At 71.5% G+C, this 26,395-nt stretch carries 31 protein-coding genes; 15 read left to right on the top strand and 16 right to left on the bottom strand.

All coding sequences use genetic code 11. The features are described 5' to 3' along the window. Nucleotides 1-55: 55 nt before the first annotated feature. Nucleotides 56-1,444: a KamA family radical SAM protein gene (locus ABFJ78_RS13220; protein ID WP_436386259.1), complete on the bottom strand. Its 1,389-nt coding sequence runs from the start codon at nt 1,442-1,444 to the stop codon at nt 56-58. A gap of 131 nt (nt 1,445-1,575) precedes the next feature. Here ABFJ78_RS13220 and ABFJ78_RS13225 point away from each other — a divergent pair, with 131 nt between their 5' ends. Genes ABFJ78_RS13225 through ABFJ78_RS13235 form a run of 3 tightly spaced genes read left to right on the top strand, consistent with a single transcriptional unit; the run spans nt 1,576 to nt 5,587 of the window. Continuing rightward, nucleotides 1,576-3,171 (top strand): amidohydrolase, encoded by a 1,596-nt coding sequence (locus tag ABFJ78_RS13225; RefSeq protein ID WP_436386260.1) that lies wholly within the window; start codon nt 1,576-1,578, stop codon nt 3,169-3,171. An 11-nt stretch (nt 3,172-3,182) separates the two neighbouring features. Then, a complete protein-coding gene (lnt, locus tag ABFJ78_RS13230; RefSeq protein WP_436386262.1) occupies nt 3,183-4,793 on the top strand; it encodes an apolipoprotein N-acyltransferase in 1,611 nt (536 codons plus the stop codon). 26 nt (nt 4,794-4,819) lie between these two features. Beyond that, nucleotides 4,820-5,587: a polyprenol monophosphomannose synthase gene (locus tag ABFJ78_RS13235; protein ID WP_436386263.1), complete on the top strand. Its 768-nt coding sequence runs from the start codon at nt 4,820-4,822 to the stop codon at nt 5,585-5,587. Here ABFJ78_RS13235 and ABFJ78_RS13240 read toward each other — a convergent pair. Further along, nucleotides 5,574-6,320 (bottom strand): class I SAM-dependent methyltransferase, encoded by a 747-nt coding sequence (locus tag ABFJ78_RS13240; protein ID WP_436386265.1) that lies wholly within the window; start codon nt 6,318-6,320, stop codon nt 5,574-5,576. The two genes, ABFJ78_RS13235 and ABFJ78_RS13240, sit on opposite strands and share 14 nt — an antisense overlap. A gap of 35 nt (nt 6,321-6,355) precedes the next feature. Here ABFJ78_RS13240 and ABFJ78_RS13245 point away from each other — a divergent pair, with 35 nt between their 5' ends. Continuing rightward, the gene (locus tag ABFJ78_RS13245) at nt 6,356-7,141 is read left to right on the top strand and encodes a PIG-L deacetylase family protein (RefSeq protein WP_436386266.1); all 786 of its coding nucleotides are present in this window, start codon (nt 6,356-6,358) and stop codon (nt 7,139-7,141) included. Here the strand turns inward: ABFJ78_RS13245 and ABFJ78_RS13250 are convergent. Then, entirely contained in the window at nt 7,083-7,823 is a 741-nt protein-coding gene (locus ABFJ78_RS13250; RefSeq protein WP_436386268.1) for a DeoR/GlpR family DNA-binding transcription regulator, read from the bottom strand. The two genes, ABFJ78_RS13245 and ABFJ78_RS13250, sit on opposite strands and share 59 nt — an antisense overlap. A gap of 48 nt (nt 7,824-7,871) precedes the next feature. Between ABFJ78_RS13250 and ABFJ78_RS13255 the strand changes: the two genes are divergently transcribed. Next, on the top strand, nt 7,872-8,480 hold the full coding sequence (locus ABFJ78_RS13255) for an NUDIX domain-containing protein (RefSeq protein ID WP_436386270.1): 609 nt from the start codon (nt 7,872-7,874) through the stop codon (nt 8,478-8,480). A 55-nt stretch (nt 8,481-8,535) separates the two neighbouring features. Then, on the top strand, nt 8,536-9,099 hold the full coding sequence (locus tag ABFJ78_RS13260) for a dihydrofolate reductase family protein (protein ID WP_436386272.1): 564 nt from the start codon (nt 8,536-8,538) through the stop codon (nt 9,097-9,099). Here ABFJ78_RS13260 and ABFJ78_RS13265 read toward each other — a convergent pair whose 3' ends face one another. The 4 genes from ABFJ78_RS13265 to ABFJ78_RS13280 all read right to left on the bottom strand — a co-directional run bounded on the left by ABFJ78_RS13265 (nt 9,100) and on the right by ABFJ78_RS13280 (nt 13,026). Further along, on the bottom strand, nt 9,100-10,077 hold the full coding sequence (locus ABFJ78_RS13265) for an RNA polymerase subunit sigma-70 (RefSeq protein ID WP_436386788.1): 978 nt from the start codon (nt 10,075-10,077) through the stop codon (nt 9,100-9,102). It abuts the gene before it with no gap. 134 nt (nt 10,078-10,211) lie between these two features. Continuing rightward, nucleotides 10,212-10,559 carry an RNA polymerase-binding protein RbpA gene (locus ABFJ78_RS13270; RefSeq protein ID WP_003081521.1) on the bottom strand — a complete coding sequence of 116 codons (348 nt, stop codon included), beginning with the start codon at nt 10,557-10,559 and terminating at the stop codon, nt 10,212-10,214. A gap of 224 nt (nt 10,560-10,783) precedes the next feature. Then, nucleotides 10,784-11,548 (bottom strand): thymidine kinase, encoded by a 765-nt coding sequence (locus tag ABFJ78_RS13275; RefSeq protein WP_196425389.1) that lies wholly within the window; start codon nt 11,546-11,548, stop codon nt 10,784-10,786. A 77-nt stretch (nt 11,549-11,625) separates the two neighbouring features. Further along, complete coding sequence (locus tag ABFJ78_RS13280) at nt 11,626-13,026, bottom strand: MFS transporter (RefSeq protein ID WP_436386273.1); 1,401 nt, start codon at nt 13,024-13,026, stop codon at nt 11,626-11,628. A 245-nt stretch (nt 13,027-13,271) separates the two neighbouring features. On the opposite strand from ABFJ78_RS13280, the gene ABFJ78_RS13285 reads away from it, so the two are divergent. Next, on the top strand, nt 13,272-13,940 hold the full coding sequence (locus ABFJ78_RS13285) for a transglycosylase family protein (RefSeq protein ID WP_436386274.1): 669 nt from the start codon (nt 13,272-13,274) through the stop codon (nt 13,938-13,940). A gap of 4 nt (nt 13,941-13,944) precedes the next feature. Here ABFJ78_RS13285 and ABFJ78_RS13290 read toward each other — a convergent pair whose 3' ends face one another. Beyond that, nucleotides 13,945-14,736 (bottom strand): glycerophosphodiester phosphodiesterase, encoded by a 792-nt coding sequence (locus ABFJ78_RS13290; RefSeq protein WP_436386275.1) that lies wholly within the window; start codon nt 14,734-14,736, stop codon nt 13,945-13,947. A 66-nt stretch (nt 14,737-14,802) separates the two neighbouring features. On the opposite strand from ABFJ78_RS13290, the gene ABFJ78_RS13295 reads away from it, so the two are divergent. Then, nucleotides 14,803-15,174 carry a hypothetical protein gene (locus tag ABFJ78_RS13295; RefSeq protein ID WP_372665115.1) on the top strand — a complete coding sequence of 124 codons (372 nt, stop codon included), beginning with the start codon at nt 14,803-14,805 and terminating at the stop codon, nt 15,172-15,174. 11 nt (nt 15,175-15,185) lie between these two features. On the opposite strand, the gene ABFJ78_RS13300 is transcribed toward ABFJ78_RS13295, so the two are convergent. The 5 genes from ABFJ78_RS13300 to ABFJ78_RS13320 form a co-directional block, all read right to left on the bottom strand. Beyond that, entirely contained in the window at nt 15,186-16,166 is a 981-nt protein-coding gene (locus ABFJ78_RS13300) for a tyrosine-type recombinase/integrase (protein WP_372665114.1), read from the bottom strand. A 536-nt stretch (nt 16,167-16,702) separates the two neighbouring features. Beyond that, the gene (locus ABFJ78_RS13305) at nt 16,703-17,143 is read right to left on the bottom strand and encodes an SRPBCC family protein (RefSeq protein ID WP_436386276.1); all 441 of its coding nucleotides are present in this window, start codon (nt 17,141-17,143) and stop codon (nt 16,703-16,705) included. A gap of 2 nt (nt 17,144-17,145) precedes the next feature. Then, nucleotides 17,146-17,478: an ArsR/SmtB family transcription factor gene (locus ABFJ78_RS13310; RefSeq protein WP_436386277.1), complete on the bottom strand. Its 333-nt coding sequence runs from the start codon at nt 17,476-17,478 to the stop codon at nt 17,146-17,148. Then, nucleotides 17,475-17,921, bottom strand: coding sequence for an SRPBCC domain-containing protein (locus tag ABFJ78_RS13315; protein WP_436386279.1), 447 nt, complete (start codon nt 17,919-17,921; stop codon nt 17,475-17,477). Before ABFJ78_RS13315 ends, ABFJ78_RS13310 begins: the two co-directional genes overlap by 4 nt. A gap of 31 nt (nt 17,922-17,952) precedes the next feature. Continuing rightward, nucleotides 17,953-18,468: an N-acetyltransferase family protein gene (locus tag ABFJ78_RS13320; protein ID WP_436386281.1), complete on the bottom strand. Its 516-nt coding sequence runs from the start codon at nt 18,466-18,468 to the stop codon at nt 17,953-17,955. Between the two features lie 43 nt (nt 18,469-18,511). Here ABFJ78_RS13320 and ABFJ78_RS13325 point away from each other — a divergent pair, with 43 nt between their 5' ends. Together ABFJ78_RS13325 and ABFJ78_RS13330 are read left to right on the top strand one after the other, a co-directional pair. Then, nucleotides 18,512-19,075 carry a helix-turn-helix domain-containing protein gene (locus ABFJ78_RS13325; RefSeq protein ID WP_436386283.1) on the top strand — a complete coding sequence of 188 codons (564 nt, stop codon included), beginning with the start codon at nt 18,512-18,514 and terminating at the stop codon, nt 19,073-19,075. Nucleotides 19,076-19,108: 33 nt separating this feature from the next. Beyond that, complete coding sequence (locus tag ABFJ78_RS13330) at nt 19,109-19,570, top strand: DNA topology modulation protein FlaR (RefSeq protein WP_436386285.1); 462 nt, start codon at nt 19,109-19,111, stop codon at nt 19,568-19,570. On the opposite strand, the gene ABFJ78_RS13335 is transcribed toward ABFJ78_RS13330, so the two are convergent. Further along, entirely contained in the window at nt 19,557-20,165 is a 609-nt protein-coding gene (locus ABFJ78_RS13335) for a TetR/AcrR family transcriptional regulator (protein ID WP_436386286.1), read from the bottom strand. The two genes, ABFJ78_RS13330 and ABFJ78_RS13335, sit on opposite strands and share 14 nt — an antisense overlap. 22 nt (nt 20,166-20,187) lie before the next feature. On the opposite strand from ABFJ78_RS13335, the gene ABFJ78_RS13340 reads away from it, so the two are divergent. The 3 genes from ABFJ78_RS13340 to ABFJ78_RS13350 are packed head-to-tail and all read left to right on the top strand — an operon-like array spanning nt 20,188 to nt 22,888. Continuing rightward, nucleotides 20,188-20,643 carry an SRPBCC family protein gene (locus ABFJ78_RS13340; RefSeq protein WP_436386287.1) on the top strand — a complete coding sequence of 152 codons (456 nt, stop codon included), beginning with the start codon at nt 20,188-20,190 and terminating at the stop codon, nt 20,641-20,643. A 33-nt stretch (nt 20,644-20,676) separates the two neighbouring features. Then, nucleotides 20,677-21,282 (top strand): TetR/AcrR family transcriptional regulator, encoded by a 606-nt coding sequence (locus ABFJ78_RS13345; protein ID WP_436386288.1) that lies wholly within the window; start codon nt 20,677-20,679, stop codon nt 21,280-21,282. Continuing rightward, a complete protein-coding gene (locus ABFJ78_RS13350; RefSeq protein ID WP_436386289.1) occupies nt 21,266-22,888 on the top strand; it encodes an acyl-CoA dehydrogenase family protein in 1,623 nt (540 codons plus the stop codon). The genes ABFJ78_RS13345 and ABFJ78_RS13350 overlap by 17 nt, the downstream gene beginning before the upstream one ends. On the opposite strand, the gene ABFJ78_RS13355 is transcribed toward ABFJ78_RS13350, so the two are convergent. Next, nucleotides 22,885-23,418 carry a TetR/AcrR family transcriptional regulator gene (locus tag ABFJ78_RS13355; RefSeq protein ID WP_436386291.1) on the bottom strand — a complete coding sequence of 178 codons (534 nt, stop codon included), beginning with the start codon at nt 23,416-23,418 and terminating at the stop codon, nt 22,885-22,887. The genes ABFJ78_RS13350 and ABFJ78_RS13355 overlap by 4 nt on opposite strands. Before the next feature lie 77 nt (nt 23,419-23,495). Between ABFJ78_RS13355 and ABFJ78_RS13360 the strand changes: the two genes are divergently transcribed. Beyond that, entirely contained in the window at nt 23,496-24,710 is a 1,215-nt protein-coding gene (locus ABFJ78_RS13360) for an FAD-dependent monooxygenase (RefSeq protein WP_436386293.1), read from the top strand. On the opposite strand, the gene ABFJ78_RS13365 is transcribed toward ABFJ78_RS13360, so the two are convergent. After that, nucleotides 24,694-25,266 (bottom strand): TetR/AcrR family transcriptional regulator, encoded by a 573-nt coding sequence (locus tag ABFJ78_RS13365; protein WP_436386294.1) that lies wholly within the window; start codon nt 25,264-25,266, stop codon nt 24,694-24,696. The two genes, ABFJ78_RS13360 and ABFJ78_RS13365, sit on opposite strands and share 17 nt — an antisense overlap. Before the next feature lie 86 nt (nt 25,267-25,352). Here ABFJ78_RS13365 and ABFJ78_RS13370 point away from each other — a divergent pair, with 86 nt between their 5' ends. Then, the gene (locus ABFJ78_RS13370; RefSeq protein ID WP_436386295.1) at nt 25,353-26,363 is read left to right on the top strand and encodes an aldo/keto reductase; all 1,011 of its coding nucleotides are present in this window, start codon (nt 25,353-25,355) and stop codon (nt 26,361-26,363) included. The last annotated feature ends 32 nt before the right edge of the window (nt 26,364-26,395 follow it).

Raw genomic sequence — 26,395 nt, forward strand, 5'->3', positions numbered from 1 at the left:
GATCGGGCTCGGCGGCGCCCCCTCAGGTCTCGTCTTGAGCGGTGATCCACCCGCGTCAGCGGGAGCGGTTCGCCCACCAGGTCTGGCCGGCTTCCGGCAGCGTCGAGATCGGGTCGTAGTACGGGTACCGGCGCTGCAGCGCCTCCGGGTCCTCCAGCTCGATCCCGGTCCGGTAGTTCTTCGTCCAGTACGAAATCCCGAGCTCCCGGTCGTACTCGGCCAGCTGGTGCACCCACCGCTTCCCGACATACGGCACGTCGCACACGATTCGCGGCGTCGCGTACCCCGGCAGGTACCCCATGATCGCGTGCTGCAGTTCCTGGGCCTCCCACACCGAAACGCGCCAGTGCTCCGCGTTCGGGATCATGTCGCACATGTAGAAGTAGTACGGCAGGATGTTCGCCTCGCCCTGCAGCGCGAAGCACAGGTCCAGCAGCGCCGCCGGGGTGGCGTTCACCCCGCGCATCAACACACCCTGGTTGCGGACGTCGCGGACGCCGACGTTGAGCGCCGTCTGGGCGGCTTCGGCCACCAGGGGCGTCACCGACTGCGCGTGGTTGACGTGGGTGTGGATCGCCAGGTTGACGCCGCGGCGCTGGGCGGTCACCGCGACGCGCTCGAGGCCTTCGACGACCTTCGGCTGGATCCAGTGCTGCGGCAGCGCCGCCAGCGCCTTGGTCGCCAGGCGGATGTCGCGGACGGTGTCGATGTCCATCAGGCGCATCAGGAACGACTCCAGCTGCGGCCACGGCACGTTCGCGACGTCGCCGCCGGAGACCACCACGTCGCGCACGCCCGGGGTCTTCTTCAGATACGCGATCATCGCGTCCTGGCGGTCGACCGGCTTCAGCGTCAGCTTGTGCTTCTCGACCGTCTCCGTGGAGTTGCCGACCAGGTCCATCCGGGTGCAGTGGCCGCAGTACTGCGGGCAGGTCGAGATCATCTCGGCCAGCACCTTGGTCGGGTAGCGGTGGGTCAGGCCCTCCACCACCCACATCTCCGCCTCGTGCAGCGAGTCCCGTTCCGAGTGCGGGTGGCTCGGCCACGTGGCGTCACGATCACTGTGAACCGGGAGCATGTAGCGGCGGATCGGGTCGGCGTAGAAGGCCTCGGTGACCTTCGCCGGGTCGGTGCCGGCCGTGGGCGCCATCGTGTTGAGCATCTGCGGCGGCAGCAGCATCGACATCGTCGCCATTTCGCGCTGGTCGGCGAGCAGGTCGTCGTAGAAGCGCTCCTCCAGCAGGTCGCCCATCAGGGCGCGCAGCTGCTTGACGTTGCGGACGCAGTGCACCCGCTGCCACTGCGCGTCGCGCCACTCGGCCTCGGTCACGTCGTGCCAGCCGGGGAAGCGGCGCCAGTCGGGTTCCACCAGCTCGGCGCGGGCGTACTCGTAGGGCTGGTCAAAGGCGGCGGCAGGCGTCACAGGTTCCTGGATCGCAGTCACTTGTACTCCTAGTCGTCGGGAACGCGTTAAAATATCCTGCCATAACGCTCTCACGACGTAAATCTTCCTGCATGCTGGGGTGGCTTCCCCCAGGTGCAGCAGTCCCGGCGCACCGGGGCAGACTCGGGGGTGTGACGGACGAACACACGACGCTCCTGCTCGGCGGGCGCGTCTACACCCCCGCCGGCCCGGACGCCACGGCCATGGCGGTCACCGGCGGCACCGTGGTCTGGGTCGGCCAGGACGCCCCGGCCCGCGCCCTGCACCCCGGCGCCGAGATCGTCGACCTCGACGGCGCCTTCGTCGCACCCGCCTTCGTCGATGCCCACGTGCACGCCACCGCCACCGGCCTGCACCTGACCGGCCTCGACGTCACCGGCGTCCGCAGCGGCGCCGAACTGCTGGCCCGCGTGCGCGACGCCGTCGTCCCCGGCCAGGTCCTGCTCGCCCACGGCTGGGACGAGAGCGCCTGGACCGACCCGCGGCTGCCCAGCCGCGCCGAGCTCGACGCCGCCGCCGCCGGGACGCCCGTCTACCTCAGCCGCGTCGACGTCCACTCCGCGCTGGTCTCCACCGCGCTGGTCGAGCTGGCCCCGGCCGCCCGCGCCGGCGACGGCTGGTCGCCAGACGGCCCCCTGACCCGCGCCGCACACCACGCCGTCCGCGCGGCCGTGCGCGCCGCCATCACTCCCGAACAGCGTGACCGCGCCCAGCGGGCCTTCCTCGCCGAAGCCGCCAAGCAGGGCATCGTCAGCGTCCACGAGTGCGCCGGCCCCGACATCTCCGGCCGTGACGACCTCGCCGCCCTGCTCACCCTCGCGGGCCCCGGCACTCCCGAGGTCGTCGGCTACTGGGGCGAACTCGGCGCCGTCGACACCGCGAAGCAGCTCGGCGCCCGCGGCCTGGCCGGCGACCTGTTCGTCGACGGTGCCCTCGGCTCCCGCACCGCCGCCCTGAGCACCCCCTACGCCGACCACGCGAGCGAGGGAACGCTCTACCTCGACGCGCACCGCATCGGCGAGCACCTGGCCGCCTGCACCGAAGCCGGGCTGCAGGCCGGGTTCCACGTCATCGGCGACGCCGCCGTCGCGGAGGTCGTCGAAGGCTTCCGGCTCGCCGAGAAGGAGGTCGGGCAGCGCGCGCTCGCGGCCCGCCACCACCGCCTCGAGCACCTGGAGATGGTCACCGCCGAGCAGGCGAAGCAGCTGGCCGGCTGGGGCGTCGTCGCCTCGATGCAGCCGCTGTTCGACGCGCTCTGGGGCGGCCCGGAAGGGATGTACGCCGACCGGCTCGGCGCGGACCGCGCGGCCGGCCTCAACCCGTTCGCCACGCTCGCCGCCGAAGGCGTCCTGCTGGCCTTCGGTTCCGACGCGCCCGTCACGCCGCTGGACCCGTGGGCGAGCGTCCGCGCGGCCGCCTACCACCGGACCCCGGGCGCGGGCCTGTCCCCGCGCGCGGCGTTCACCGCCCACACCCGGGCCGGGCACCGCGCGGCGGGCGTCAACGACGGCGTCACCGGCAGCCTCGTCCCGGGCGCCCCGGCGCACTACGCGATCTGGGACGCGACCGACCTCGTCGTCGCGACGCCGGACAGCCGCGTGCAGCGCTGGTCCACCGACCCGCGTGCCGGCGTGCCGCCCCTGCCGCGGCTCGAACCGGACGCCGTCCTCCCGCGCTGCCTGCGCACGGTCCGCGCGGGTGCCGTCCTCCACGACGCCATCTCCTAGAGTTGGCACCCGTGGCAGTCACCGTGGCCGACCCCGAACCGGGCGCCCCGCACCAACCCTCGCGAACCCGGCGGTTCCCGCGCGCCTGGCTGCTGCGCCTGGCCGCGGCGCTGGTGTCCGGTTTCGCCTATTACCTGAGCTTCGCGCCGCGCCCGCTGTGGTGGCTCGCCCCGCTGGCGTTCGCCGGGTTCGCGCTCGTGCTGCGCGGCCGGACCTTCCGCGGCGCGTTCGGCTACGGCTTCGCGTTCGGGTTCGTGTTCTTCCTGCCGCTGCTGACGTGGCTGCTGGACTTCCTGGGCCCCGACTTCGGGCCGTGGCCGTGGCTGGGCCTGTCGTTCGCGCTGGCGCTCTACTACGGCCTCGCCGGCGGCCTCATCACATGGGTCTCCCGCCTGCCCGCCGCGCCGCTGTGGGCCGCGCTGGTGTTCGTCGCGCTGGAGACGCCGCGGGCGTGGTTCCCCTTCGGCGGCTTCCCGTGGGGCCGGGTCGCGTTCAGCCAGCCCGAAGGCGCGTTCCTGCCGCTGGCCTCGATCGGCGGCGCGCCCCTGGTCGGCCTCGCCGTCGTCCTGAGCGGCTTCTGCCTCGCCGCGCTCGCCGCCCGGCTGTGGGAAACGCGCAAGCCGACCCACCCGGCCGTGTTCGCCGCCGTCGGCACGCTCCTGCCCGTGGTGGCCGGCCTGGCGCTGTGGCCGACGATCGGGACCGACGCCCAAGACGGCGAGCGGACCATCGCGACCGTGCAGGGCAACGCCCCGGACATCGGGCTGGCACTGCAGGGCGAACGCGCGCTGCTGCGCCGCAACACCATCGCCGAAAGCCGGCGGCTGCTCGACGCCATCCACGCCGGCAAGGTCCCGAAGCCGGACCTGCTGCTGTGGCCGGAGAGCGCGACGACCGTCACCGGGCCCGACCCGCAGGTCGACCAGCTGGTGGCGAGCTTCGGCGTGCCCGCCCTGATCGGCGCGCTCTACCAGCTCCCGGACGGCCACCTGCAGAACTCCGTCATCGCCTGGGACCCGAACACCGGCCCCGGGCAGCGCTACGCGAAGCAGCAGCTGGTGCCCTTCGGCGAGTACGTGCCCGCCCGCAAGCTCGCCGAGCTCGTCACGCCGTTCCTCGACCAGGAAACCGTCGACATGGTGCCGGGCGACGGCGCCAACCAGGCCATGGCCGTCGCGGGCACGAAGGTCGGGGTGTTCGTCTGCTACGAGGCCGCGTTCGACTACCCGGGCCGCGACGCGGTCCGCGACGGCGCCGAGGTGCTCGTGGTGCCGACCAACAACGCCTGGTACGGCGAAAGCGAAATGAGCGTCCAGCAGCTGGCCATGTCGCGGCTGCGGGCGGTCGAACACGGCCGCGCCGTCGTGGTGTCCGCCGTCTCAGGAGTGAGCGCGGTCGTCGCCCCCGACGGGACGGTTACCAGCTCAACGGGCCTTTTCACCGCGGATTCCCTGGTCGGGCGCGTCCCGCTGCGGACGCAGACTACGCTGTCGGATCGACTCGGTGCGTGGACGGAGTACGGGCTGCTGGCACTGGCGATCGCCGGGGTGGCCGGCGGGCTCGTGCTCCGTTTTCGCACCCGGCGCGGCAGCGCCGGCACGGCAGGGGAAGCGGCGGACTGACCGCCGCGGATATCGGAGGAGCACGGATGTCGCAGGCGCCGCGGGGGGCCCGGGAAATCGAGCCGGTGCTGGTGGTGATCCCGACGTACAACGAGCGGGAGAACCTCGGCCCGATCCTGGACCGCCTGCACAAGGTACTCCCGGACGTGCACGTGCTCGTGGTGGACGACGGCAGCCCGGACGGCACCGGTGAGCTGGCCGACGAGCGCGCGGCCGCGAACGACCACGTCCACGTGCTGCACCGCACGGAGAAGGCCGGTCTCGGCGCCGCCTACATCGCCGGGTTCCGGTGGGGCCTGGCACGGGAGTACGCCATCATCGTCGAGATGGACGCCGACGGCTCGCACGCGCCGGAGGACCTGCCGCGGCTGCTGGACGCCGTCGGCGACGCCGACCTCGCGATCGGGTCGCGGTACGTGCCGGGCGGCAGCGTGGTGAACTGGCCGCTCAAGCGCCAGGTCCTCTCGCGGGGCGCCAACCTCTACTCGCAGATCGCGCTGGGCATGCGCACCCGCGACATCACGGCCGGTTTCCGCGCCTACCGGCGCCCGGTGCTGGAGAAGCTGGCCTTGGACGAGGTCAACTCGCACGGCTACTGCTTCCAGATCGACCTGACGATCCGCACGGCCGACGCCGGGTTCGAGATCGTCGAGGTGCCGATCACCTTCACCGAGCGCGAGATCGGCGAGTCGAAGATGGACGGCTCGATCATCGGCGAGGCGTTCCTGCGGGTGGCGTCCTGGGGCGCGGAGCGCCGCTGGCAGCAGCTGCGCCGGCTGGTCAAGCGCCGCTGAGCCGCGCGGTCACGATCCAGGTCCGGGCGCCCAGCAACACGCCGTCAGCGGTTTCGTGGGCGGCGAAGGCGTCTCGGAGCCGGTCGGCGGCCTGCTCGGTGGGGCGCAGCTCCTGGACGTCCTTGAGGCCGAGCGCGAACTCGCACGCCGTCGCCGCGTCGGGCCCGTAGCAGACGGGCTCGCGCAGCTCGGTGAATTCGACGTCGCCGAACCCGGCCCCTTCCAGCAGCGCGCGCGTGCGATCGGGGTCGCCGAGGGAGAAGTGCGGCCCGGCCGGTGGCGGGGTGGTGCCGGGCGCGACGGCGTCGTGCAGCACCGAGTACCACTCGTTGCGCGCCCGCTCCTGCCACACCAGCAGCACCAGGCGCCCACCGGGACGCAACGCGCGGGCGAGGTTGGCGAACGCGGCGGGCGGGTCGGCGAAGAACATCGCCCCGAACCGGCTGAGCACGACGTCGAACGCCGCCGCCGGGAACTCGTGGGTCTGCACGTCGGCCACCTCGAAGCTCGCCCCGCCGAGTTCGCGGGCCTTGGCGATCGCCTGCTCCGAGACGTCGACACCGAGCGCCGTCGCACCCGCCTGCGTGGCTTCGCGGGTGGACTCGCCGGTGCCGCAGCCGACGTCGAGAACGTTCTCGCCGGGCCGGATGGCGGCCGCGGCGCGGAACCGTTCGTTGTGCGGGCGCACCTCGGCGTCGAACAGCTCCGCGAACCGGACCCGGTGTTCACTCATGCCGTCTTCTCCCGTTCTCGGCCATCATGGGGCCGATGACGACCATCGTGGCCTTCCACGCGCACGCCGACGACCCCGTGCTGCTCAGCGGCGGCACCCTGGCCCGCGCGGCGGCCGACGGGCACCGGGTGGTGGTCGTCGTGGCCACCGACGGGATGGCCGCGGACCACCCGACCCCGAGGTGGGCCGAGCTGGAGGCGAGCGCGGCCATCCTCGGCGTCCGGCGCGTCGTGCACCTCGGGTACGCCGACAGCGGGCACGGACCCGAGCTGTACGCGGATCCGCCCGGCCGGCAGCGCTTCGCCCGCGCCGACACCGAGGAGGCCGCGCACCGGCTCGCGGCGATCCTGCAGGAGGAGCGCGCCGATCTGCTGCTCGGCTACGACGCAGGCGGCGGCTACGGGCACCGCGACCACGTCAAGGTGCACCAGGTCGCCCGGCGCGCGGCCCGGCTGACCGGGACGCGGCTGCTGGAGGCCACGCTGCCGCGGGACTTCGCGCTGCGGTTCGTCCGGGTCCTGCGGGCGCTGCGGATCCCGTTCGGCTACGACACCGAAGCGCTCGAGCACGCCTACAGCCCGGCCTCGTCCGTCACCCACCGGTTCGACGTGCGGCGGTTCGCCGGGCGCAAGCAGGCCGCGCTGGCGGCGCACGTGTCCGACGTCCGCGGCACCGGGCGGCTCGCGGCGGTGCTGCGGCTGCTCGTGTGGCTGCCGGCGCCGCTGTTCGCGGTGGTGGCGGGCCGGGAGTGGTACGTCGAGGTCACGCCGGCAGGATCGGCACCCGCTCTGCAAGTTCCTGCACGTTCTCGGCGTCGGTGATGACGCCGGCGACGTCGGCGAGGGGCAGGACGGTGAACCGCGAGGCGGCGCCGATCTTCTCGGCGCTGGCCAGGACGAACGTGTCGGCCGCGCGGCGGGCCAGGGTGCGTTTCATCGCGGCCTCCTCGGCGTCGCCGGTGGTGAGGCCGGCGTCGGGGTGGACGCCGGTGACGCCGAGCAGGAAGACGTCGGCGCTGATCGCCTGGGCGGCCTCGGCCGCGGCGGCGCCGCAGGTGACCGCGGAGTGCCGGAACAGGCGGCCGCCGAGCAGGAAGACGTCGATGCCCGGGTGGTCGAGCAGGGCGACGGCGACGGTCGGGCTGTGCGTGACGACGGTGGCCTCGAGGTCCCTGGGCAGGGCGTTCGCGACGGCGAGGGTGGTGGTGCCGCCGTCGAGGATGGCGGTCGAGCCGGGGCGGACCAGCGTGGCGGCGACGTGGGCGACCCGGTCCTTGCCGTCGACGGCGATGGCGGTGCGGCTCGCGTAGTCGGCGACGGCGGGGGAGACGGGCAGCGCTCCGCCGTAGACGCGCTGGCACAGCCCGGCGGCGGCGAGGTCGCGCAGGTCCCGGCGGATGCTGTCCTCCGAGACACCGAGTTCGGCCGCGACGTCCTTGGCCAGCACCTTGCCCTCGGCCGCGAGCCGGGCGAGCAGCAGGTCCCGGCGTTCCCCGACCAACATGCACGTTCCTCCTTGTTTCTGCCGAGTCATGCACATTATGGTCGCGGTATGACCTCTTCGACAACCCCGTCCCGCAATCCGCGCGTCCGGGTGCGGGACGTGGAACTGCTCTCGTCGGCCTGGTACGTGCTGCGCCGCACGACGTTCGACTTCCGGCACCGCGACGGCCGCTGGACGACCGAGCAGCGCGAGACCTACGACCGCGGCAACGGCGCGACGGTGCTGCTCTACGACGTCGCGGGCGGCACCGTGCTGCTGACGCGCCAGTTCCGCTACCCGGTGTACGTCAACGACCACCCGGACGGCATGTTCCTGGAGACGGCGGCGGGCCTGCTGGACGCCGACGACCCGGAGACGGCGATCCGCCGGGAGGCGCAGGAGGAGACGGGCGTGCGGATCGGCTCGCTGGAGCACGTGTTCGACGTGTACACGAGCCCGGGCTCGGTGACCGAGCGCCTCCACTGCTACGCGGCGCCGTACGACCCGGCGGACCGGGGAGCGGGCGGCGGGGTCGCGGCGGAGGGGGAGGACATCGAGGTGCTGGAGCTGCGCTTCGAGGACGCCCTGAAGATGATCGAGACCGGCGAGATAGCCGACGCGAAGACCATCATGCTGCTCCAGTGGGCCGCCCTGCGCGGGCCGTTCCGCACCGATTAGGTTTCCGCGCCGCGCCCGTCTGCACAGGGGAGACCCACTCACGGAAGGCTGCGCGATGCGGAAACTGATCTTCGGCATGAACCTGACCCTGGACGGCTACACCGCCGCGGCCGGCGACGACATCGGCTGGAGCGGCGGGCCGAGCGACGAGCTGTTCCAGTGGTGGCTCGACTACGAGCTCGCCATCAGCACGTCGCTGTACGGGCGCAAGCTGTGGGAGGCGATGAGCTCCTACTGGCCGACCGGCGACCAGCAGCCCGGCGCGACCCCGGCCCAGATCGAGTTCGCCCGGAACTGGCGGGACACGCCGAAGGTCGTGTTCTCCTCGACGGTCGACAAGGTCGACTGGAACACCCGCCTGGTCACCGGCGACGCGGTCGCCGAGATCACCCGGCTCAAGGCCGAGGACGGCGGCCCGATGAGCATCGGCGGCGCGACGCTCGCCGCGGCCGCCGCGCGGGCCGGGCTGGTCGACGAGTACGTGCTGGTCACCCACCCGGTCCTGGTGGGCGGCGGCACGCCGTTCTTCACGGCACCGGACAGCTGGGTGACCCTGAACCTGGTGGAGACGCGGACGTTCCCCGGCGGCGTGGTGCTGACCCGCTACGAGACGAGGTGATCACCGCGTCGGCGGCAGGCCCGGCCACGGCTTGCCGCCGACGTCGAACCCGGTGAGCTCGGCGATCTTCCCGTCGGCGACGTGCAGGAGCGCGACGGCGAACAGCCGGTACTCCGGGTCGTCGGGCGTGCGGAGGTACAGCGCGGCAGCGGGCATGCGGTTGACCGTCGTGGCGACACCGCGCCAGTCGTCGTGGCCGCGCCGGAAGAGCCCGCCGGAGACCCAGCCGTCCACCGCGTCCGTGGCCGTCGTGGTCACGGTGCCCGGGTCGGGCAGCATCGCGAAGCGCAGGTCGTCGCGCAGCAGCGACGTCAGGCCGTCGAGGTCGTTGCGCTCGTGGGCGTCGATGTAGGCCTTCACCACGCCGCGCTCGTCGGTCGACAGCTCGTGGGTGGCGGGGCTGCGCCAGTCGAGGCGGCGGTCGGCCAGCCGCTCGCGCATGGTCACGCGCGCCCGCTGCAGCGCGCTGGTCACCGAGGCGACGGTCAGCTCGAGCGCGTCGGCGGCGTTCGACGCCGGCCAGCCGAGGACGTCGCGCAGGATGAACGCCGCCCGCTGCCGCGGCGGCAGGTGCTGGACGGCGACGATGAACGCCAGCTCGATCGTCTCCCGCGCGACCACCGATTCCTGCGGGTCCTCGGGCAGCATCCGGTCGGGGTAGGGCTGCAGGTACGGCAGCTCGGAGCCGGGGGCCGGCGGCTCGAACGGCACGGGTGTGCGCTTCTCCAGGAAGTCGAGGCAGGCGTTCGTCGCGATGCGGTACAGCCAGGTCCGCAAGGTCGCGTGGCCCTGGAACGACTCCCGCTTGTGCCACGCCCGCAGGAGCGTCTCCTGCGTCAGGTCCTGGGCGTCCTCGTAGTTCGCGAGCATCCGGTAGCAGTGCACCTGCAGTTCACGCCGGTGGCGCTCCGCGAGAAGCGCGAACCGCGCAGCGTCGGTCATGGTCGTTCCTTCCACCGGTGCGACAGGGGCCGACAGTACCGACGACGCGGCGGCGGATTTCTGATCGGTGGCGGCTTCCGGGCAAGCGAAAGGCCCCCGCCGGGGGAGGTGGCGGGGGCCTTTCCGTTGTGGTGGGAGCGGTGGCTACGGGCCGACGCTTGACGAGGGCGTTACGCGGACCGGGAGGTCCGCCGCCCCTTCAGCTCGGCGAGACGTTCGTTCAACAGGTCCTCGAGCTCGGGGATCGTGCGCCGCTCGAGCAGCATGTCCCAGTGGGTGCGCGGCGGCTTGACCTTCTTCTGCTCGGGCTGCCCGCCATCCACGATCTCCGACTCACTGCCGTGCAGCCGGCATTCCCAGACCGTCGGGATCTCGGCGTCGTCGGAGAACGGCACCTCGAACTCGTGGTTCTTCGGGCAGGCGTAACGCACGGTGCGGCGTGGGGCGAGGTCGTGGTTGCGGTCGGTCTCGTAGCTGACCGCTCCCAGCCGGCTTCCACGAAGAACACGGTCGGCCATGATGGGTCCTTTCAGTCAGCTCCGGGTGGAGCCAGGGCGATGCTCACCCTATGCAACGACTTGGGGGCCCCGAGGATTCCCGGGACACCATGTCGTTGCTCACGATGAGCTGCGTCACCCAACGGCATCAGCTTCCTCTAGTAGGAGGCGTTTCGCGCTCCGGCGTGACGTCAATACGGCCTTCTTAGTGCTGATATCCCCCGGATGGGCTACTGGCACCCACCTCAGGTCAACCGTAACTGACCGTGACGACCAGTAACGGGCCCCAAGTCACCCGATCGAAAGTGGCGGCGACACAATACCTGATAACGCACAGTAGCGTTTTCGGCCTCAAAACCGGCCAAAGCTGAAGATTCAACTACGGATTGTTCGGTATCTGCCACCACAACGGTGTCACCCTCGCGCACAACCTCACCGTCGAGCACCCGCGCGTTGAACCGTCCGGGCAGCCCGCACCAGCACAGCACCTCCACCTGAACCGGCTGCAGCTCGTCCGCCAGTTCGAACAGACGAGCGGCACCCGGGAACAACCGGCTCCGGAAATCCGTCGCGATGCCGAAGCAGTACACGTCGATCTCCACCTCGTCGGCCAGCTCCGCCAGCTGGTCGACCTGCCCGGGGGAGAGGAACTGCGCCTCGTCCACCACCACGTAGTCCACGTGCTGCCCGCGCGCCCACTCCTGCCGCACCAGATCCCGCACGTCGGTGTCCTCGCCGACCTCCACCGCCTGCCGGCTCAGCCCGATCCGGCTCGAGATCTGCGGCGCGCCCGACCGGTCGTGACGCACCAGCACCAGGCCACGACGGCCCTGGCGCGCGTGGTTGTGGTCGATCTGCAGCGCCAGGGTCGACTTCCCGCAGTCCATCGGCCCGTAGCAGAACTTCAGCCTGCCCACCGGCGGCGTCCCGCGCCGCGAACCGGCCGCGGGAACCGACGACAACGCGTCGGTGGGATCAGGGCCGGCCGCCCGGTCGTTCAACAAGGTCACGACAGCCGACCCTATCGGTGTCTGGACACTCGTTCAGGACAGGCCCGCGTGACAGCCGAACAGGCCACGTCACAGGCTCACAGGACCTCCGGCGGGGTGTTGCCCGCCGCCACGATCGCCCGCCGCACCGGGACCAGCCAGACCAGCACCAAACCCGCCGCGAAGAAGATCACCAGCGCCACGATGGCCAGCCGGAACGACCCCGTCGCCTGCCCCACCCCGGCGAACACCAGCGGTCCCAGCCACGACGTCCCGCGCTCGCCCACAACGTAGAGCGAGTAGTACTGCGCGTCCTTGCCCGCCGGGATCATCTGGCTGAACAACGACCGCGACAACGCGTTCGTCCCACCCAGCACCAGCCCGATCCCGACCGCCACCGCGAGGAACTGCAACATCTGCTTCGGCTGCACGAAGTACGCCCCGGCCAGCACCACCACCCACACCACCAGGCTGCCCAGAATCGTCCGCTTCGCCCCGATCCGCCGCGCCACCAGCCCGTGCAGCGTCCCGCCCAGGTACGCCACGAACTGGATCACCAGGATCGTCACGATCAGCACGCTGTTGCCGAAGCCCAGCTCGTCCTTGCCGTACTGCGCCGACACCGTCACCACCGTGTTGATGCCGTCGGTGAAGACCAGGTAGCTGCCCAGGAACGCCAGCGTCAACGGGAACGCCTTCGCCGACACGATCGTCTGCCGCAGCTCCGCGAACCCCGCCCGCAGCACCGACTTCCCGGGGACGACGTCGACCGGCGTGTGCCGGCGGGGGAGCGCCCGCACCGCCGGGATCGTGAACGCCGCCCACCACAACCCCGAGGTCAGGAAGCAGATCTGCACCGCCGTGCCCTCGCTCACGCCGAACGTGTCGTGCCCGAGGTAGAACCCCAGCTGCAACGCCAGCGCCAGCCCGCCGCCCAGGTACCCGAACGCCCAGCCCTTCGCCGAAATGTCGTCCCGCTCGTCCGGCCCGCCGATGTCCACCAGGAACGAGTAGTAGACGACCAGCGAACCGCCGTACCCGATGTTCGCGACGACGAACAGCACCACGCCCAGCTGCCAGTCCGACCCCGCGAGGAAGAACATCGCCGCCGCGGCCGCCGCGCCCAGGAACGCGAACCCGCCCAGGATCCGCCGCTTGTTGTGACTGCGGTCGGCCACCGCACCCGCGATCGGCAGCACCAGCACCTGCACCACCGTCGCCACCGACAGCAGGTAGCCCCACACCGACCCGGCGGGGAAGTGCAGCCCGAACAACGTCACGTCGCAGTTGTGCAGCGTGTCGGTCCTGCCCGCCGCGTCGAGGCACGCGCGGTCCCCGTTAAGGGTGAAGTTCGCCTTCGCGTCCGCCGCCGCGATCCCGCTCATGGACAGCGCGCCGAACACCGTCGTCGTCGACGAATAGAACGGCGAATTCGCCCAGTCGTAGAAATACCAGCCCCAGCGCTCGCGCTTGGTCGAGCGCGTCCCGGCCAGCGTCATCCACGGCTCCTCGAGGTCAAGAACTTCCAGGTCAGCGCGGAGACTACTGGTGCTTCGCAACGCGAAGGACTCCGCCTGCCCAAACCGTGTCCGCTTTGTCGCTTCGCGCTCATCCGCCACTTCCGGGGCAATCACGGTCCGCCCCGCACGGCGTGTCGCGAACCGAAGTGAACGGTGTTTCATGTGAGACTGAGGCGCGCAGTGTGTCTCTTGTGGTCACTGGGACACACTCCTACTGTGCACCCATGATCCAGAACCGCAGCCGCACCGCCGCGAGAATCCTCCTCCTCGCCATCGCCGCCCTGGGTCTGCAGCTCACCGTCCCCGCCACCGCCTCCGCGGATCCCGCGTCGAGCGCCTGGGCCAAGCTCCGCATGTGCGAATCCAGCAACCGCTACGCCACCAACACCGGCAACGGCTACTACGGCGCCTACCAGTTCGACCTGCCCACCTGGCGCAGCGTCGGCGGCACCGGCCGCCCCGACCAGGCCGCCCCCGCCGAACAGGACTACCGCGCCCTCTACCTCTACCGCATGCGCGGCTGGCAACCCTGGCAGTGCGCCGGCATGCTCAAACTCGCCGGCGACGCCGACGCCCGCAGCAAGCGCGTCCCCACCTACGCCGAAGCCGCCTACATCGGCGGGGGAGGACTGCCCGCCCCGGTCCCGGGCCCCGGCGGCCCCAAACCCGCCTGGCCCGGCGTCGTCTACCGATACGGCGACTGCGCCACCCCGCTCAAAGCCTTCCAGCTCCGCATGAACGCCTTCGGCTACGGCTTCACCGGCACCGGCTGCTACTACGAAAAGACCCGCACCGCCGTCCTCGACCTCCAGCGCGCCAACGGCATCAAGGACAGCGGCCTGCTCGGCCCCAAGACCTGGGACGCCGCCTGGAACGGCAAAGCACCCCGCTGACGGCTCACGGCTCCTGCGACCGCTGCCACGCACCCCGCTCGACCAGCACCTCGCGCAGCAGGTCCGGCCGGTCCGTCACGATCCCGTGCACCCCCAGGTCCAGCAGCATCCGCATCTCCGCCGGATCGTCGATGGTCCACGTGTGCACCTCGACACCCGACCGCCCGGCGATCGACAGGAACGCCTTGTCCACCACCCGCAACGCACCCTGCCGCACCGGCACCTGCGCCATCGCCCCCAGCACCAGCCGCCCGAGGGGGAGCAGCGGCAGCTTCCCCCGCGCCCACAACGCGAACGCCGACCGCGGCCCCATCGCCGTCACCAGCTTCGGCCCCGCCAGCTTCCGCAACCGCACCAGCCGCGCGTCCGAAAACGCCGCCGCCGCCACCCGGTCGTGCGCCTTCGTCCGCTCCAGCACCCGCACGAACGGCTCCACCGCCCGATCGGCCTTCACATCGACGTTGAACCGCGCGTTCGGCAGCTCCTCCAGCACGTCCTCCAGCCGCGACAGCGGCGCCTTCCCCCCGACCTTGACGTTCTTCAGCTGCGCCCACGTCTGCGCCGCGATCGGTCCCGACCCGTCCGTCGTCCGGTCCAAGTTCGGGTCGTGGTGCACGACCACCACCCCGTCCGCCGTCGCGTGCACGTCCGTCTCCAGGTACCGGTACCCCTCTTCACACGCCCGCCGGAACGCCGGCAGCGAGTTCTCCAGCCCGTCGAGCTCGCCGAGGTGCCACCCCCGGTGAGCGAACGCACGGGGAATCGGATCGGCCAGGTACGGAAACGACGCCTGCATCCCCCAAGTGTGCCCTTCCGCCATGACCCCGGCATGAGCAACCGGTGGCCAGCTAGGGTCTCCCGGGTGAGGGAAGCCGCCGAACTGACCCAGCTCGAACCCGCCCCCGCCCGCCGCGGCGCCCCCAAGCACTGCGGCTGGTGCGGCCGCCGCCTGCCCGAAGCCGGCAACGTCGGCCGGCGCCGCCGGTACTGCGGCCAGTCCTGCCGCCAACGCGCCTACGAACGCCGCACGGCACTGCAGCGAAGCGGCCTGCCCGAAGACGCCGTCGTGCTCTCCGACACCGAGATCGCCGCCCTCCAGGACCGCCTGTTCCAGCTCAGGTGCGCGGCCGAAGACATCGTCACCGCCGCCGACGACGGCGCCGACCCCCGGGAACTCCGCGGACTCGCCGAAGAGATCGCCCGCGCGGCCAAGGACCTCGAACAACTCCGCTGATCCGCCCGGCCTCAGCCCAACCCGTCCAGCGCCCGGTACGTCCGGTTGCTCGCCGCCGCCGCACGCTGCTCACGACCCGTCGCCTCGATGTAGTTCTGGCTCGTCGCCAAACTCGCGTGCCCCAGCAACGCCATGATCTCCGAAGCCGTCGCCCCGTCCTCCGCCAACCTCGTCGCGAACGTGTGCCGCAACGCGTGCAGATTCGCCCCCACCGGCACCCGGTCGTGCAACCCCGCCCCCCGATAACACGACTTCACCAGGTACTCCAGGGCACCCCGCCCGATCGGCTCACCCGACCGGTCCAGCAGCAACGGCGAACCAGGGGAGAACCGCGCACTCGGGAACCGCACCCGGCACGACTCCCGGTACCGCTCGATCAGCTCCGCCAGCACCGGCTGCACCGGGATCGACCGATCCCGGCTGCCCTTCCCCTTCACGTGCAACCGAAGCTCACCCGCGCGCCCCACCAGCGACCGCGCCGTCAACGCCCGCATCTCCGCCGCCCGCAACCCCGCCACCAGCCCCAGCGCGATCACCAGCACGTCCCGCTCCGGCCACGGGTCCCGCGCGCGCCGCGAACCCGCGGCCGCCGCCGACAGCAGCTGCTCTGGGGTTTCCTCACCCCGCAACGGCTTCGGCGTCAACGCCGGCGTCCGCGGCCGCGCCACCGCACCCATCGGATTGCCCTCCAGGAGCCCGTCCGCCACGCAGAACGTCAGGAACTGGTTCCACGTCGACCACGCGCGCAGCACCGAGCTCTTCGCGTGCCCGTCGGCGAACACCCCGAACACCGCCCGCAGCGCCGGCCCGGTCAGGTCGGCGACGTCCAGGTCCTCGGCCGGGCGGCCGAGCTCGGAAACCAGGAGAGTGGTGATCCCGGCGAGATCGCGGCGGTAGGCGTCGGTGGTGTGCGGAGAGTCCTTGCGGGGCCGGCGGGCCGCGAAGAAGGCTTGCTGGGCCTCGGAAACCTTCATGTGGATCTTGTACCGCACACCACCGACAGTTTCGGTCGCCGGGTCACTCTCCCGGTTTCATGCATAATTGCCATTATGCATGAAATGTCGGTTTAGCCCGAAACGGCCCCCTGGGGGATCCGAGGCTCTCTCGGAGGCGATTCCGACCCCTGAATCGCCCCGCTGCGCACACGGCGGGGATGCGCACATACGTTCGAGAGCCTGGCGGGCGCGGGCCATTGAAAGCGACATGCTGTCCGGGAGGCTGCTGCGTCGCGGTCGCCAAACCGCGTTACGACGCCGGATCGGTCGCCATAGTTTCGTCACCGTGACGTATTGAGGCCGGGTGGCAGCGTATCGACTGCACGACTCCAGGGGATGCTCCTGCGGTGCTCCACAGGTGCCCTCGAGGCCTTCGGAGCGTCCGGACAGCGGGGTGCTCGGACGGAAACTTCAGGAGAAGCCGTCCTGACGAACCGAACGCGTCTCCAGGGATTCCCGCCTTCGGCACCCCTCCCGGCTTGCCGCCTCAGCGCGTCCCCAAGTGCCGATAATGTACATTATGTCAAGTAATGTCAGTGCCAGTCGCTGATCATGACGTCCCGCGGCGCCGGGGCGCCCTCCCCGGTCTCCAGCAGCTGCTTGAGGCTCATCAGGTAGATGGCCCACTTCGTGCTGCAGTGGTGCATGAACTCGCCGGCCTCGCGCCAGCCTTCGTGCTTGAACAGCACGATCGTGTGGTCGACGCACTGCTCGATGTCCCAGCGGATCGTCGTGCCGATCCACTCCGGCGGGCCGTCGACGACCTCCCAGTGGACGAGCCGGCCCGGGTCGAGCTCGATGACCTTCATGTCGAAGCCGCCGGGGATGAACCGGAACGCGATGACGCCGCCGAGGTCGGTGTCCCCCACGGTCTTCTCGGTCCACCAGCCGGAGAGGCCGTCGAGCGTGGTGAGCGCTTCGTAGACCTTCTCGGGTGAGGACTTTTCGATGCCGATGCGGTGCAGGATGTCCATTTCTACTTCTTCCGTTCGATGGTTTCGGCGATGCGCTTGATGCGCTGGAGGCGGGCGTCCCAGGTCTTGCCGACGTCGGCGAGCTGGGCGGCGGCGCGGGCGAGCTGGGTTTCGTCGACGCGGAACTGCTTTTCGCGTCCTTCGGCCCGGGCGTGGACGAGGCCGGCGCGGTCGAGGACGGCGAGGTGCTTGGCGACGGCTTGGCGGGTGACCGGGAGGTGGTCGCTGAGGCTGGTGGCCGTTCCCCCGCCTTGGCTGAGCAGCAGGTCGAGCATGCGGCGGCGGGTGGGGTCGCCGATGGCGGACCAGAGGTCGTCGTCCACGGCGGTGGTCACCGGCCGGCTCCCGCCTTGGCGGCGCAGGCGGGGATGCGGGGCAGGAAGTGGCCCCAGCCGCTGACGTGGTCGGCGTATTCGGCGGCGATCTTGGCTTCGTCCCAGCCGCGTTCGCGGAAGCCGGTTTCGGTCATCCGCAGGCGGGTGCCGGTCGCGGTGGGTTCGAGTTCGAAGACGACGAGGAACGAGTTGCCCGGGGCGGCGGTCTCCCCTTCGGCGTGGGTCCAGCGGAAGGAGAAGAGTTTCGGGGGTTCGGCGTCGACGACGGTGAACCGGACCCAGGTGCCGCCGAAGCCGATGCGGCCCTCTCCCCCGGGTTCGACGGGGTACTCGGCTTCGTCGGTCCACCAGTCACGGACGTGTTCGGGGTTGCTGACGACGTCGAAGACGACTTCGGGGGTGGCGTCGATGTGGATTTCGCGTTCGAGTGTTCCGTGGTCCATGGGGGCTCCTCGTGCAACGTTTGGTTGCTCGTTACGGTAGCCGCGCCGGCGGCGATGCGCAACCATCGGTTGCTTGAAGGTCCTTCTGGACCCAGGCGACGTCGTGCCAGGCGCCGAGTTTCCAGCCGACGCGGCGGTAGACGCCCGCGGGTTCGAAGCCGAGCGCGCGATGCAGTCCCGCGCTGGCGTCGTTCGGGAGGGTCATCCCGGCGAAGGCGCGGCAGAGACCCTTGTGTCGCAGGCGTTCGAACAGCGTTTCGTAGAGCGCGCGGCCGGCTCCGGTGCGGCGGCGGCCGCGTTCGAGGTAGATGCTGGTTTCGCAGGACCACTGGTAGGCGGCGCGTTCGGCGAAGGGGTGGGCGTAGGCGAAGCCGGCGATGTGGCCGTCGTCTTCGAGGACGAACCAGGCGTGCGCGCGGGTGATGCGGTGGGCCATTTCGGCGGCGGAGGGTGGTTCGGTTTCGAAGGAGATGGCGGTGTCGGTGACGTAGGGCGCGTAGACGGCGGCGCAGGCGGCGGCGTCGGCTGGGAGGGCGTCTCGGATCATGGCTCATATGATAGCCATTTTGGTTCGTATAGTATCCCGGGTTATGACCGATCCTTTGACCGCGCGCCTGGCGGCCACCGTTCACGCGGCTCGTCTGTCCCGGGGTCTGTCGGCGGCGGCGCTGGCGGAGCAGTCCGGTGTTTCGCGGGCGATGATCGGCAAGATCGAGCGGGGTGACGTGCAGCCGACGGCCGCGTTGCTGGCGAAGCTGTCGGCCGCGCTGGGGATGACGTTGTCGGAGCTGATCGCGCGGGCGGAGGACGACGAGCGGCGGCTGGTGCGGGCGGCGGAGCAGCCGGTGTGGGTGGACCCGGACACGGGGTACCGGCGGCGGGCGGTCTCCCCCGCCGGCGGGCGGCCGCTGGAGCTGGTGGAGGTCGAGCTGCCGCCGGGTGCGCAGGTGCCGTTGGCGGCGGGGACGTATGCGTTCCTGCACCAGCAGATCTGGGTGCTGGAGGGGCATTTGCGGTTCCACGAGGACGCGGAGGTGCACGAGCTGGCCGCCGGGGACTGCCTGCAGCTGGGGCCGGCGGCGGACTGCGTGTTCGTGAACCCGGGGTCGCTCCCCTGCCGGTACCTGGTGGCGCTGGTGAAGCGGGCCACCTGAGCGCGGTGGGTGTGTCACTGGAAAGCAGCGAGAATGGCCGGTGTGGAGCGGGTGCTGGTGCTGGGCTGTGGTGGTTCGGGGAAGTCGGTGTTCGCGCGGCGGCTGGGGGCGCGGGCCGGGTTGCCGGTGGTGGAGCTGGACGCGGTGTTCTGGCAGCCGGGCCCGGTGGGGCTGTCGCGGCCGGAGTGGGTGGCGCGGCAGCGGGAGCTGGTCGCGGGTCCGAAGTGGATACTGGACGGTGACCTCGGGCCGTACGACGTGCTCGAGGTGCGTTTGGCGGCGGCGGACACGGTGGTGCTGCTGAACTTGTCGCCGGTGCGGTGTGTTTGGCGGGCGCTGCGGCGGGGCCGGGAGCGGTGGGACTTCTGGTGGTGGGTGCTGGGCTATCGGTGGCGGCACCTGCCGGGGCTGCGGCGGGTGTTGGCGGCGTCCGATGTGGACGTTGTGGAGTTGCGGTCGCCGCGGGCGGTGCGGGAGTTCCTCAGTTCAGCTTGAGGGCGGCGATCGACGAGTCGAGCCAGGCCGCGAGGAAGCGTTCCGGCGCCAGGTCGCCTGGGGTGTGGCCGATGAGGACGTCGAGGATCGGGTGGTAGGTCAGGGACGCGACGAGCACCGCGGCGGTCGCTTCGGGGTCGGTGACCGCCGCTCTCCCCGTATCGCGCAGGGTGGTGATCCACTCGGTTCCCCGGCGGTACACCGTGGCGAGGACGCCCTGCCACATCCGCTCGAACAGCTCCGGGAAGCCGGTGAACTCGCGGATCATCAGGCGGATGAGGTCGCGGTCGGCGGCCATGAACGCCCAGACGACGTCGGCCAGTACGCGGAGGGCCTCGCGGGGGTCGTCCGGCAGCTCGGCGTCGGCGGTTTCGGCCGTGCGGGCGGTCAGCCGCGCGAGGTTGTCGTGCACGGCCGCTTCCAGGAGCGCGGCTTTGGACGGGAAGTGCTTGTAGAGCGCGCCGGAGCCGGGGTTGAGGCCGCACGCGGTCTGGATGTCGGCGATGGATGTCGCGTCGTAGCCGCGGGTGGCGAAGAGGTGGACGGCTTCGTCGAGGATGCGGCGGCGGGTGACGCCGGGGGTTGTTCGCGCCATAGTGAGAGACTACTCTCTTTCTATGGTGGAAGTGACCGTGGAAGAGTTCGTGTCGTGTACGCCGGACGCCTTTCTCGCGCTGGTCATGGACCCGCGGCGGTACGCGGCGGTCGATCACAAGCTGGGCCGGATCGATTGGGTGCGCCGCGAGGGTGACGTCACCGAGTTCCGGTTCCGGTCGGCGCTGCCGGGGCTGGGGCCGGGCCCGAAGGTCGTGTCGCGGATGACTCTGACACCGGGTGAGCGCGTCGACGTGCAACTCCCCGACCTGCCGGAGAACCGGCTGGCCCGGCGGTTCTCGACGTTCGAAGCCAGCTTCGCGTGCGTGCCGGCCGAGGGTGGGATCCGGGTGACGCGGCGGATCGCGTTCGGGTTCGCCGCTCCCCTGCGTCCGCTGTTCGAACCGCTGCTGCGGCGGAAGCTGCCGGCCGATGTCGAGGCCGAGGTCCGGGGCGCGAAGCGGCTGCTGGAGCGTTGACTGAAGCAATGAATCAGTGCTTCACTTCTTGACGTGCCCTACCGCCGCACCCCGAAGGTGCAGGAACGCCTGGACACCCAGCGCGCGACGATCGTCGCCGCCGCGACCGAACAGCTGGCCGAACACGGCTACGGCGGCTGCTCCGTCGCCGCGGTGGCCGAGCGCGCCGGGGTCGCCGTCGGCAGCGTCTACCGGCACTTCCCCACCAAGGCCGACCTGGTCGTGCACGTGTTCCGGCAGGTCGTGACGCGGGAGGTCGAGGCCGTCCGGGCGGTGTCGGCGCAGCCCGGCGCGCCCGCCGAGCGGGTCCTGGCGGTGTTCGAGACCTTCGCCCAGCGCGCCCTGAAAGCCCCGCGGCAGGCCTACGCCCTGCTCGCCGAGCCGGTCGACGCGCTGATCGACGCCGAGCGGCTGGAGTTCCGGCGCGCGTTCACCGAGGTCGTCGCCGAACACGTCGCGGCCGGCGTCAAGGACGGCTCGCTGCCGCCGCAGGACGGCCGGCTCACTGCCGCCGCGCTGGTCGGCGCGGCCGCCGAAGTTCTCATCGGCCCGTTGACCAGCGGCAACGCCGGTGACGTCGCCGAGCTCCGCACGTTCGTCGTCCGCGCTCTAGGAGGTTCCGATGCCCGCTACGCATGAGGTCACCAACCAGGTCCCGCCGCTGGCCGGCCACGACGTCGCCGACGATCCCGCGCTGCTGGCCGGGCTGGAGCGCGCCGGGGCCGGCTGGGCGTCGGAGGAGTTGCACGAGCTGGGTCGGCTGGCCGGGAGCGAGCAGGCGCAGGAGTGGGGGCGGCTGGTCAACGAGAACGAGCCGGTGCTGCGCACCCACGACCGGTACGGGTACCGGATCGACGAGGTCGAGTTCCACCCGCACTGGCACGACCTGATGACCGTCGCGGTGTCGCACGGGCTGCACGGCACGCCGTGGCAGGACCGGCGCGAGGGCGTGCACGCGGCGCGCGCGGCGAAGTTCTACGTGTGGGGGCAGGTCGAGGCCGGGCACAGCTGCCCGATCTCGATGACCTACGCCGCGGTCCCGGCGCTGCGGGCCAACCCGGAGCTGGCCGCGCGGTACGAGCCGCTGCTGGCGGCGACCGAGTACGACTTCGGGCTGCGCGAGCCGAGCACCAAGCGGGGCCTGATCGCGGGCATGTCGATGACGGAGAAGCAGGGCGGCTCCGACGTCCGGGCCAACACGACCACGGCGACGCCGAGCGCGGACGGCAGCTACACCCTCGTCGGGCACAAGTGGTTCACCTCGGCGCCGATGTCGGACATGTTCCTGACGCTGGCCCAGGCGCCCGGCGGGCTCTCGTGCTTCCTGCTCCCCCGCGTCCTGCCCGACGGCTCCCGCAACCCGATCCGGTTGCAGCGGCTGAAGGACAAGCTGGGCAACCGGTCGAACGCGTCGTCGGAGATCGAGTACGACAACGCCGTGGGCTGGCTGGTCGGCGAGGAGGGCCGCGGTGTCCGCACGATCATCGAGATGGTCAACAACACCCGGCTGGACTGCACGCTCGGCAGCGCGTCCGGGATGCGGCTGGGCGCGGTCCGCGCGGTCCACCACGCGACGCACCGGTACGCGTTCGGCAAGGCGCTGGTCGACCAGCCGCTGATGGCGAACGTGCTGGCCGATCTCGTGGTCGAGTCCGAAGCGGCGACGACGGTGGCGATGCGGCTGGCCGCGGCGGGCGACCGCCGCGACGACGCCCAGGAGCAGGCGTTCCGGCGCCTCGGCCTGGCGGTGTCGAAGTACTGGGTGTGCAAGCGGGCGCCGATGCACGCGGCCGAAGCGCTGGAGTGCTTCGGCGGCAACGGGTACGTCGAGGAGTCGGGGATGCCGCGGCTCTACCGCGAGGCGCCGCTGTCGTCGATCTGGGAGGGCTCGGGCAACGTCGCGGCGCTGGACGCGTTGCGCGCCATGGGCAAGCAGCCGGAATCGGTCGCGGCGTTCTTCGCCGAGGTCGAGCAGGCGGCCGGTGGCGACGCGCGGCTGGACGACGCCGTGGACCGCGTCCGCAAGGAGCTGACCGACCTCGACGGCATCGAGTACCGGGCGCGGCGGGTGGTCGAGGCGATGGCGCTGGTGCTGCAGGGGTCGCTGCTCGTGCGTCATGGCCACCCGGCGGTGGCGGACGCGTTCTGCGCGTCCCGGTTCGGCGGGGACTGGGGCATCGCGTTCGGCACGCTGCCCTCCGGGGTGGACACGGGCGCGATCATCGAGCGCGCCGCGGTGCGTTAGCGGCCGAGCGCGTCGAGGGCGCCGGCGACCGCGGCGGCCTTGAGGTCTTCGACGGGGACGTCGGGGAACTGCATGCAGACGTCCTGCAGGCCGCCGAGCGCGAGGATGGCCCTGGCCTGCGCTTCGAGGGTCGGCGCCGGGCCGCAGATCAGTTCGGTGAGCCGGGTCCGCCACGCCAGCACTCGGTCGATGAGCCCGAGGTCGGCCAGGGTCGGCATCTCGGCCAGCAGCATGACGACGTCCGCGCGGTGGCGGTAGTTGAAGTCGAAGAAGCCTTCGACCAGCTCGCGCACCGGGGCGTCGCCGCGGGCCTCCTGGTCGAGGAGGAACTTCTCGCCGTCTTCGAGCATCGGGGCGACGATGCTGCGCACCAGGTCCTCGCGCGAGGGGAAGTGGTAGTAGAGCGCGGGTTTGGTGATGCCCAGCCGGTCGGCGATGTCCTGCAGGCTGGTGCGCTGGACGCCCTGGCTGGTGAACAGCTCGCGCGCGACGTCGAGGATGCGCTGCTTGGTGTCGGAGGGTTTCGGCACGGCCACAGCATAACTGACTTAACGATAGGTAAGGAGATGTGGTACAACTTACCTACCGTTAAGTCAGGGAGGTACTCATGCGGATCCTCGTCTCGGGCGCCAGCGTCGCCGGCCCGGTGCTCGCCTATTGGCTCACCCGCCACGGCTTCGACGTCACCGTCGTCGAGCGCGCCCCGGTGCTGCGCAAGACCGGCGGCCACGCCGTCGACCTGTTCCGGCCCGCCATGGACATCACCGAACGGATGGGCGTGCTGCCGCGCGTGGAAGCCCACGCCACCGGCACGACCCGGATGACCCTGCACCGCGAAGGCGTGCGCCGCCCGGTGCGCGTGGACTTGTCGAAGATCTACCGCGCCACCTCCGACCGGCACGTCGAGATCATGCGCGACGACCTCAGCGAGATCTACTACGACGCCGGCCGCGACGACGTCGAGTACCTCTTCGGCGACTCGATCACCGCCCTCTCCCCCGACGGCGAGGTCACCTTCGAGCACGCCGCGCCGCGGAAGTTCGACCTTGTCGTCGGCGCCGACGGGCTGCACTCGAACGTCCGTCGCCTGATCTTCGGCGAGGAAGCCGGGCTGACGAAGTTCATCGGCGCCTACCTGGCCGTGCTGTCCCTGCCCGGCACCTCGGGCCTCGGCGACGGCGAAACCGTCATGCACCTGGGCCCCGGCCGCACCGCCGGCATCTACCGCGCCCGCCACCTCGACGAAACCCGCGCGGTGTTCCTCTTCCGCCGCGACGAGCAGCTCGACTACCACCACCACGACGTCGAGCGGCAGAAGCAGCTGCTGCGCGAGGCCTACGCCGGGATGCACCCGCGGGTCGACGGCTGGCTCGCCGGCCTCGACGGCCCGGGTCCGTTCTACTTCGACTCGATCACCCAGCTGCGGCTCGAGAGCTGGTCACGCGGGCGCGTCACGCTCGTCGGCGACGCCGGCTACTGCCCCGGCCCGGCGGTCGGCGGCAGCACCAGCCTCGCGGTGCTCGGCGCGTACGTCCTGGCCGGCGAACTGGCCGCGGCGGGTGGGGACCACGAGCGCGCCTTCGCCGCCTACGAACAGGAGATGGGCGAGCTGGTGCGCAAGAGCCGCGCGTTCGCCGTCGGCGCGGCCCGCGGCCTGATCCCCGGGTCCTGGGTGGGAGTCTGGGCGCTGGCGCGCGGCGGCCAGCTCGTGTCGGTGCTCCCCAGCCGGGTCACGACGGCGCTGGCGAAGCTCAACACCGGCGGCGTGCGGATGCACGACTCGATGCGGGTCAAGGACTACGCCGTCACGTCCGTGGGCTGAGCCCGTCGGCGAGGATCGCGACCATCCGCTGGTTGTACCCCAGGTCCTCGCCGCGCACCGGCTGGCACAGCAGGGCCACGGCGTGCAGGAGGTCTTTCGCGCTGACGTCGGCGCGGACCTCCCCCGCCGCGGCCGCCGCGTCGAGCAGGGTGGCCAGCACCGGTTCCATCCGCTCCATGAAGTAGCCCGGCAGGGCGTCGAACGCCGGGTCGCCCGAGTGCAGCGCCGTGGCCAGCCCGCGTTTGGTGCCGACCAGCTCGGTGTAGCGCCGCAGCCACTCCCGCAGCGCCGCCCCGGGCGCGTGCCCGGCGCTGATCACCGGCCCCGCGTCGGCCAGGACGTCGATCTCGCGCTGCAGTACGGCCGCGACCAGGTCGGCGCGCTGTGGGAAGTGCCGGTAGAGCGTGCCGACACCGAGCCCGGCCAGATCGGTGATCTCCTTCGCGGGCGCGTCCACCCCCGAGGTGGCGAACACGCGTTTCGCCGCCTCGAGCAGCGCATCGACGTTGCGTTGCGCGTCGGCCCGCCGCCGGCGCGGCGTACTGCTCTCGGGCACGGTCCTCCTCGCGGGTAGCTAACCGGAAAGGCTTTCCGTATAGTTGCGGAAAAGCTTTCCGCTTAGCGTACTCCCGAGGAGCCCCCATGCAGTACCGCACCCTGGGCCGGACCGGCATCCAGGTCAGTCCCTACGCCCTGGGCACCCTGATGTTCGCCACCTCCATCGGCAACCCCGACCCCGCCGACTCCGCCCGCGTCCTGCACAAGGCGCTCGACGCCGGCATCAACTTCGTCGACACCGCCGACGCCTACGGCGACTCCGAGGAAGTCGTCGGCAAGGCCCTGGAAGGCCGCCGCGACGACGTCGTGCTCGCGACCAAGTTCGGCCGCCCGACCGGGCAGGACCCCAACCACCAGGGCGCGTCCCGGCGCTGGATCGTCACCGCCGTCGAGGACTCCCTGCGCCGCCTGCGCACCGACCACATCGACCTCTACCAGCTGCACCGCCCCGACCCCGGCACCCACATCGAGGAAACCCTCTCCGCGCTGACCGACCTGCTGCGCAGCGGGAAGGTCCGCGCGATCGGCGCGTCCGGGACCCCCGCCGCCGGCATCGTCGAGGCCCAGTGGGCCGCCGCGCGGCACGGCCTGACCGGCTTCCACACCGAGCAACCTGTCTACTCCCTGCTCAACCGCGGCATCGAGCGCGAGCTGCTGCCCACCACCCAGCAGTTCGGCATGGGCACCCTGGTCTGGGGCCCGCTCGGCCAAGGGCTGCTCACCGGGCGCCCGCACGACCAGCTGCGCCGCGCCGGCCTGGTCCGCCACCTCGGCGACGAGAACCGGCTCGCCGCCGCCGGGAAGTTCGCCGCCCTCGCCGCGGAAGCCGGCCTGCCCGTGACCCACCTCGCGATGGCGTTCACCATCGCCCACCCCGGCGTGACCAGCGCGCTCCTGGGCGCCCGCACGATGGCCCACCTCGACGACCTGCTCGCCGGCGTGGACGTCACCCTCTCCGACGACCTCCTCGACCGCATCGACGAGATCGTCCCGCCCGGCACCGACATCGGCGTCCTCGACCAGACCTACCAGCCCCCGGCGCTGCGGCAGCCGGACCTGCGCCGGCGGCCGCTCGCCGACCGCGCCGCCGCGTAGCTCCGCGGAAACCGGGCGGGGGGGGGGGGGGG

The organism is Amycolatopsis sp. MEPSY49 (assembly GCF_051337345.1).
In the GTDB taxonomy this organism is placed as follows: domain Bacteria; phylum Actinomycetota; class Actinomycetes; order Mycobacteriales; family Pseudonocardiaceae; genus Amycolatopsis.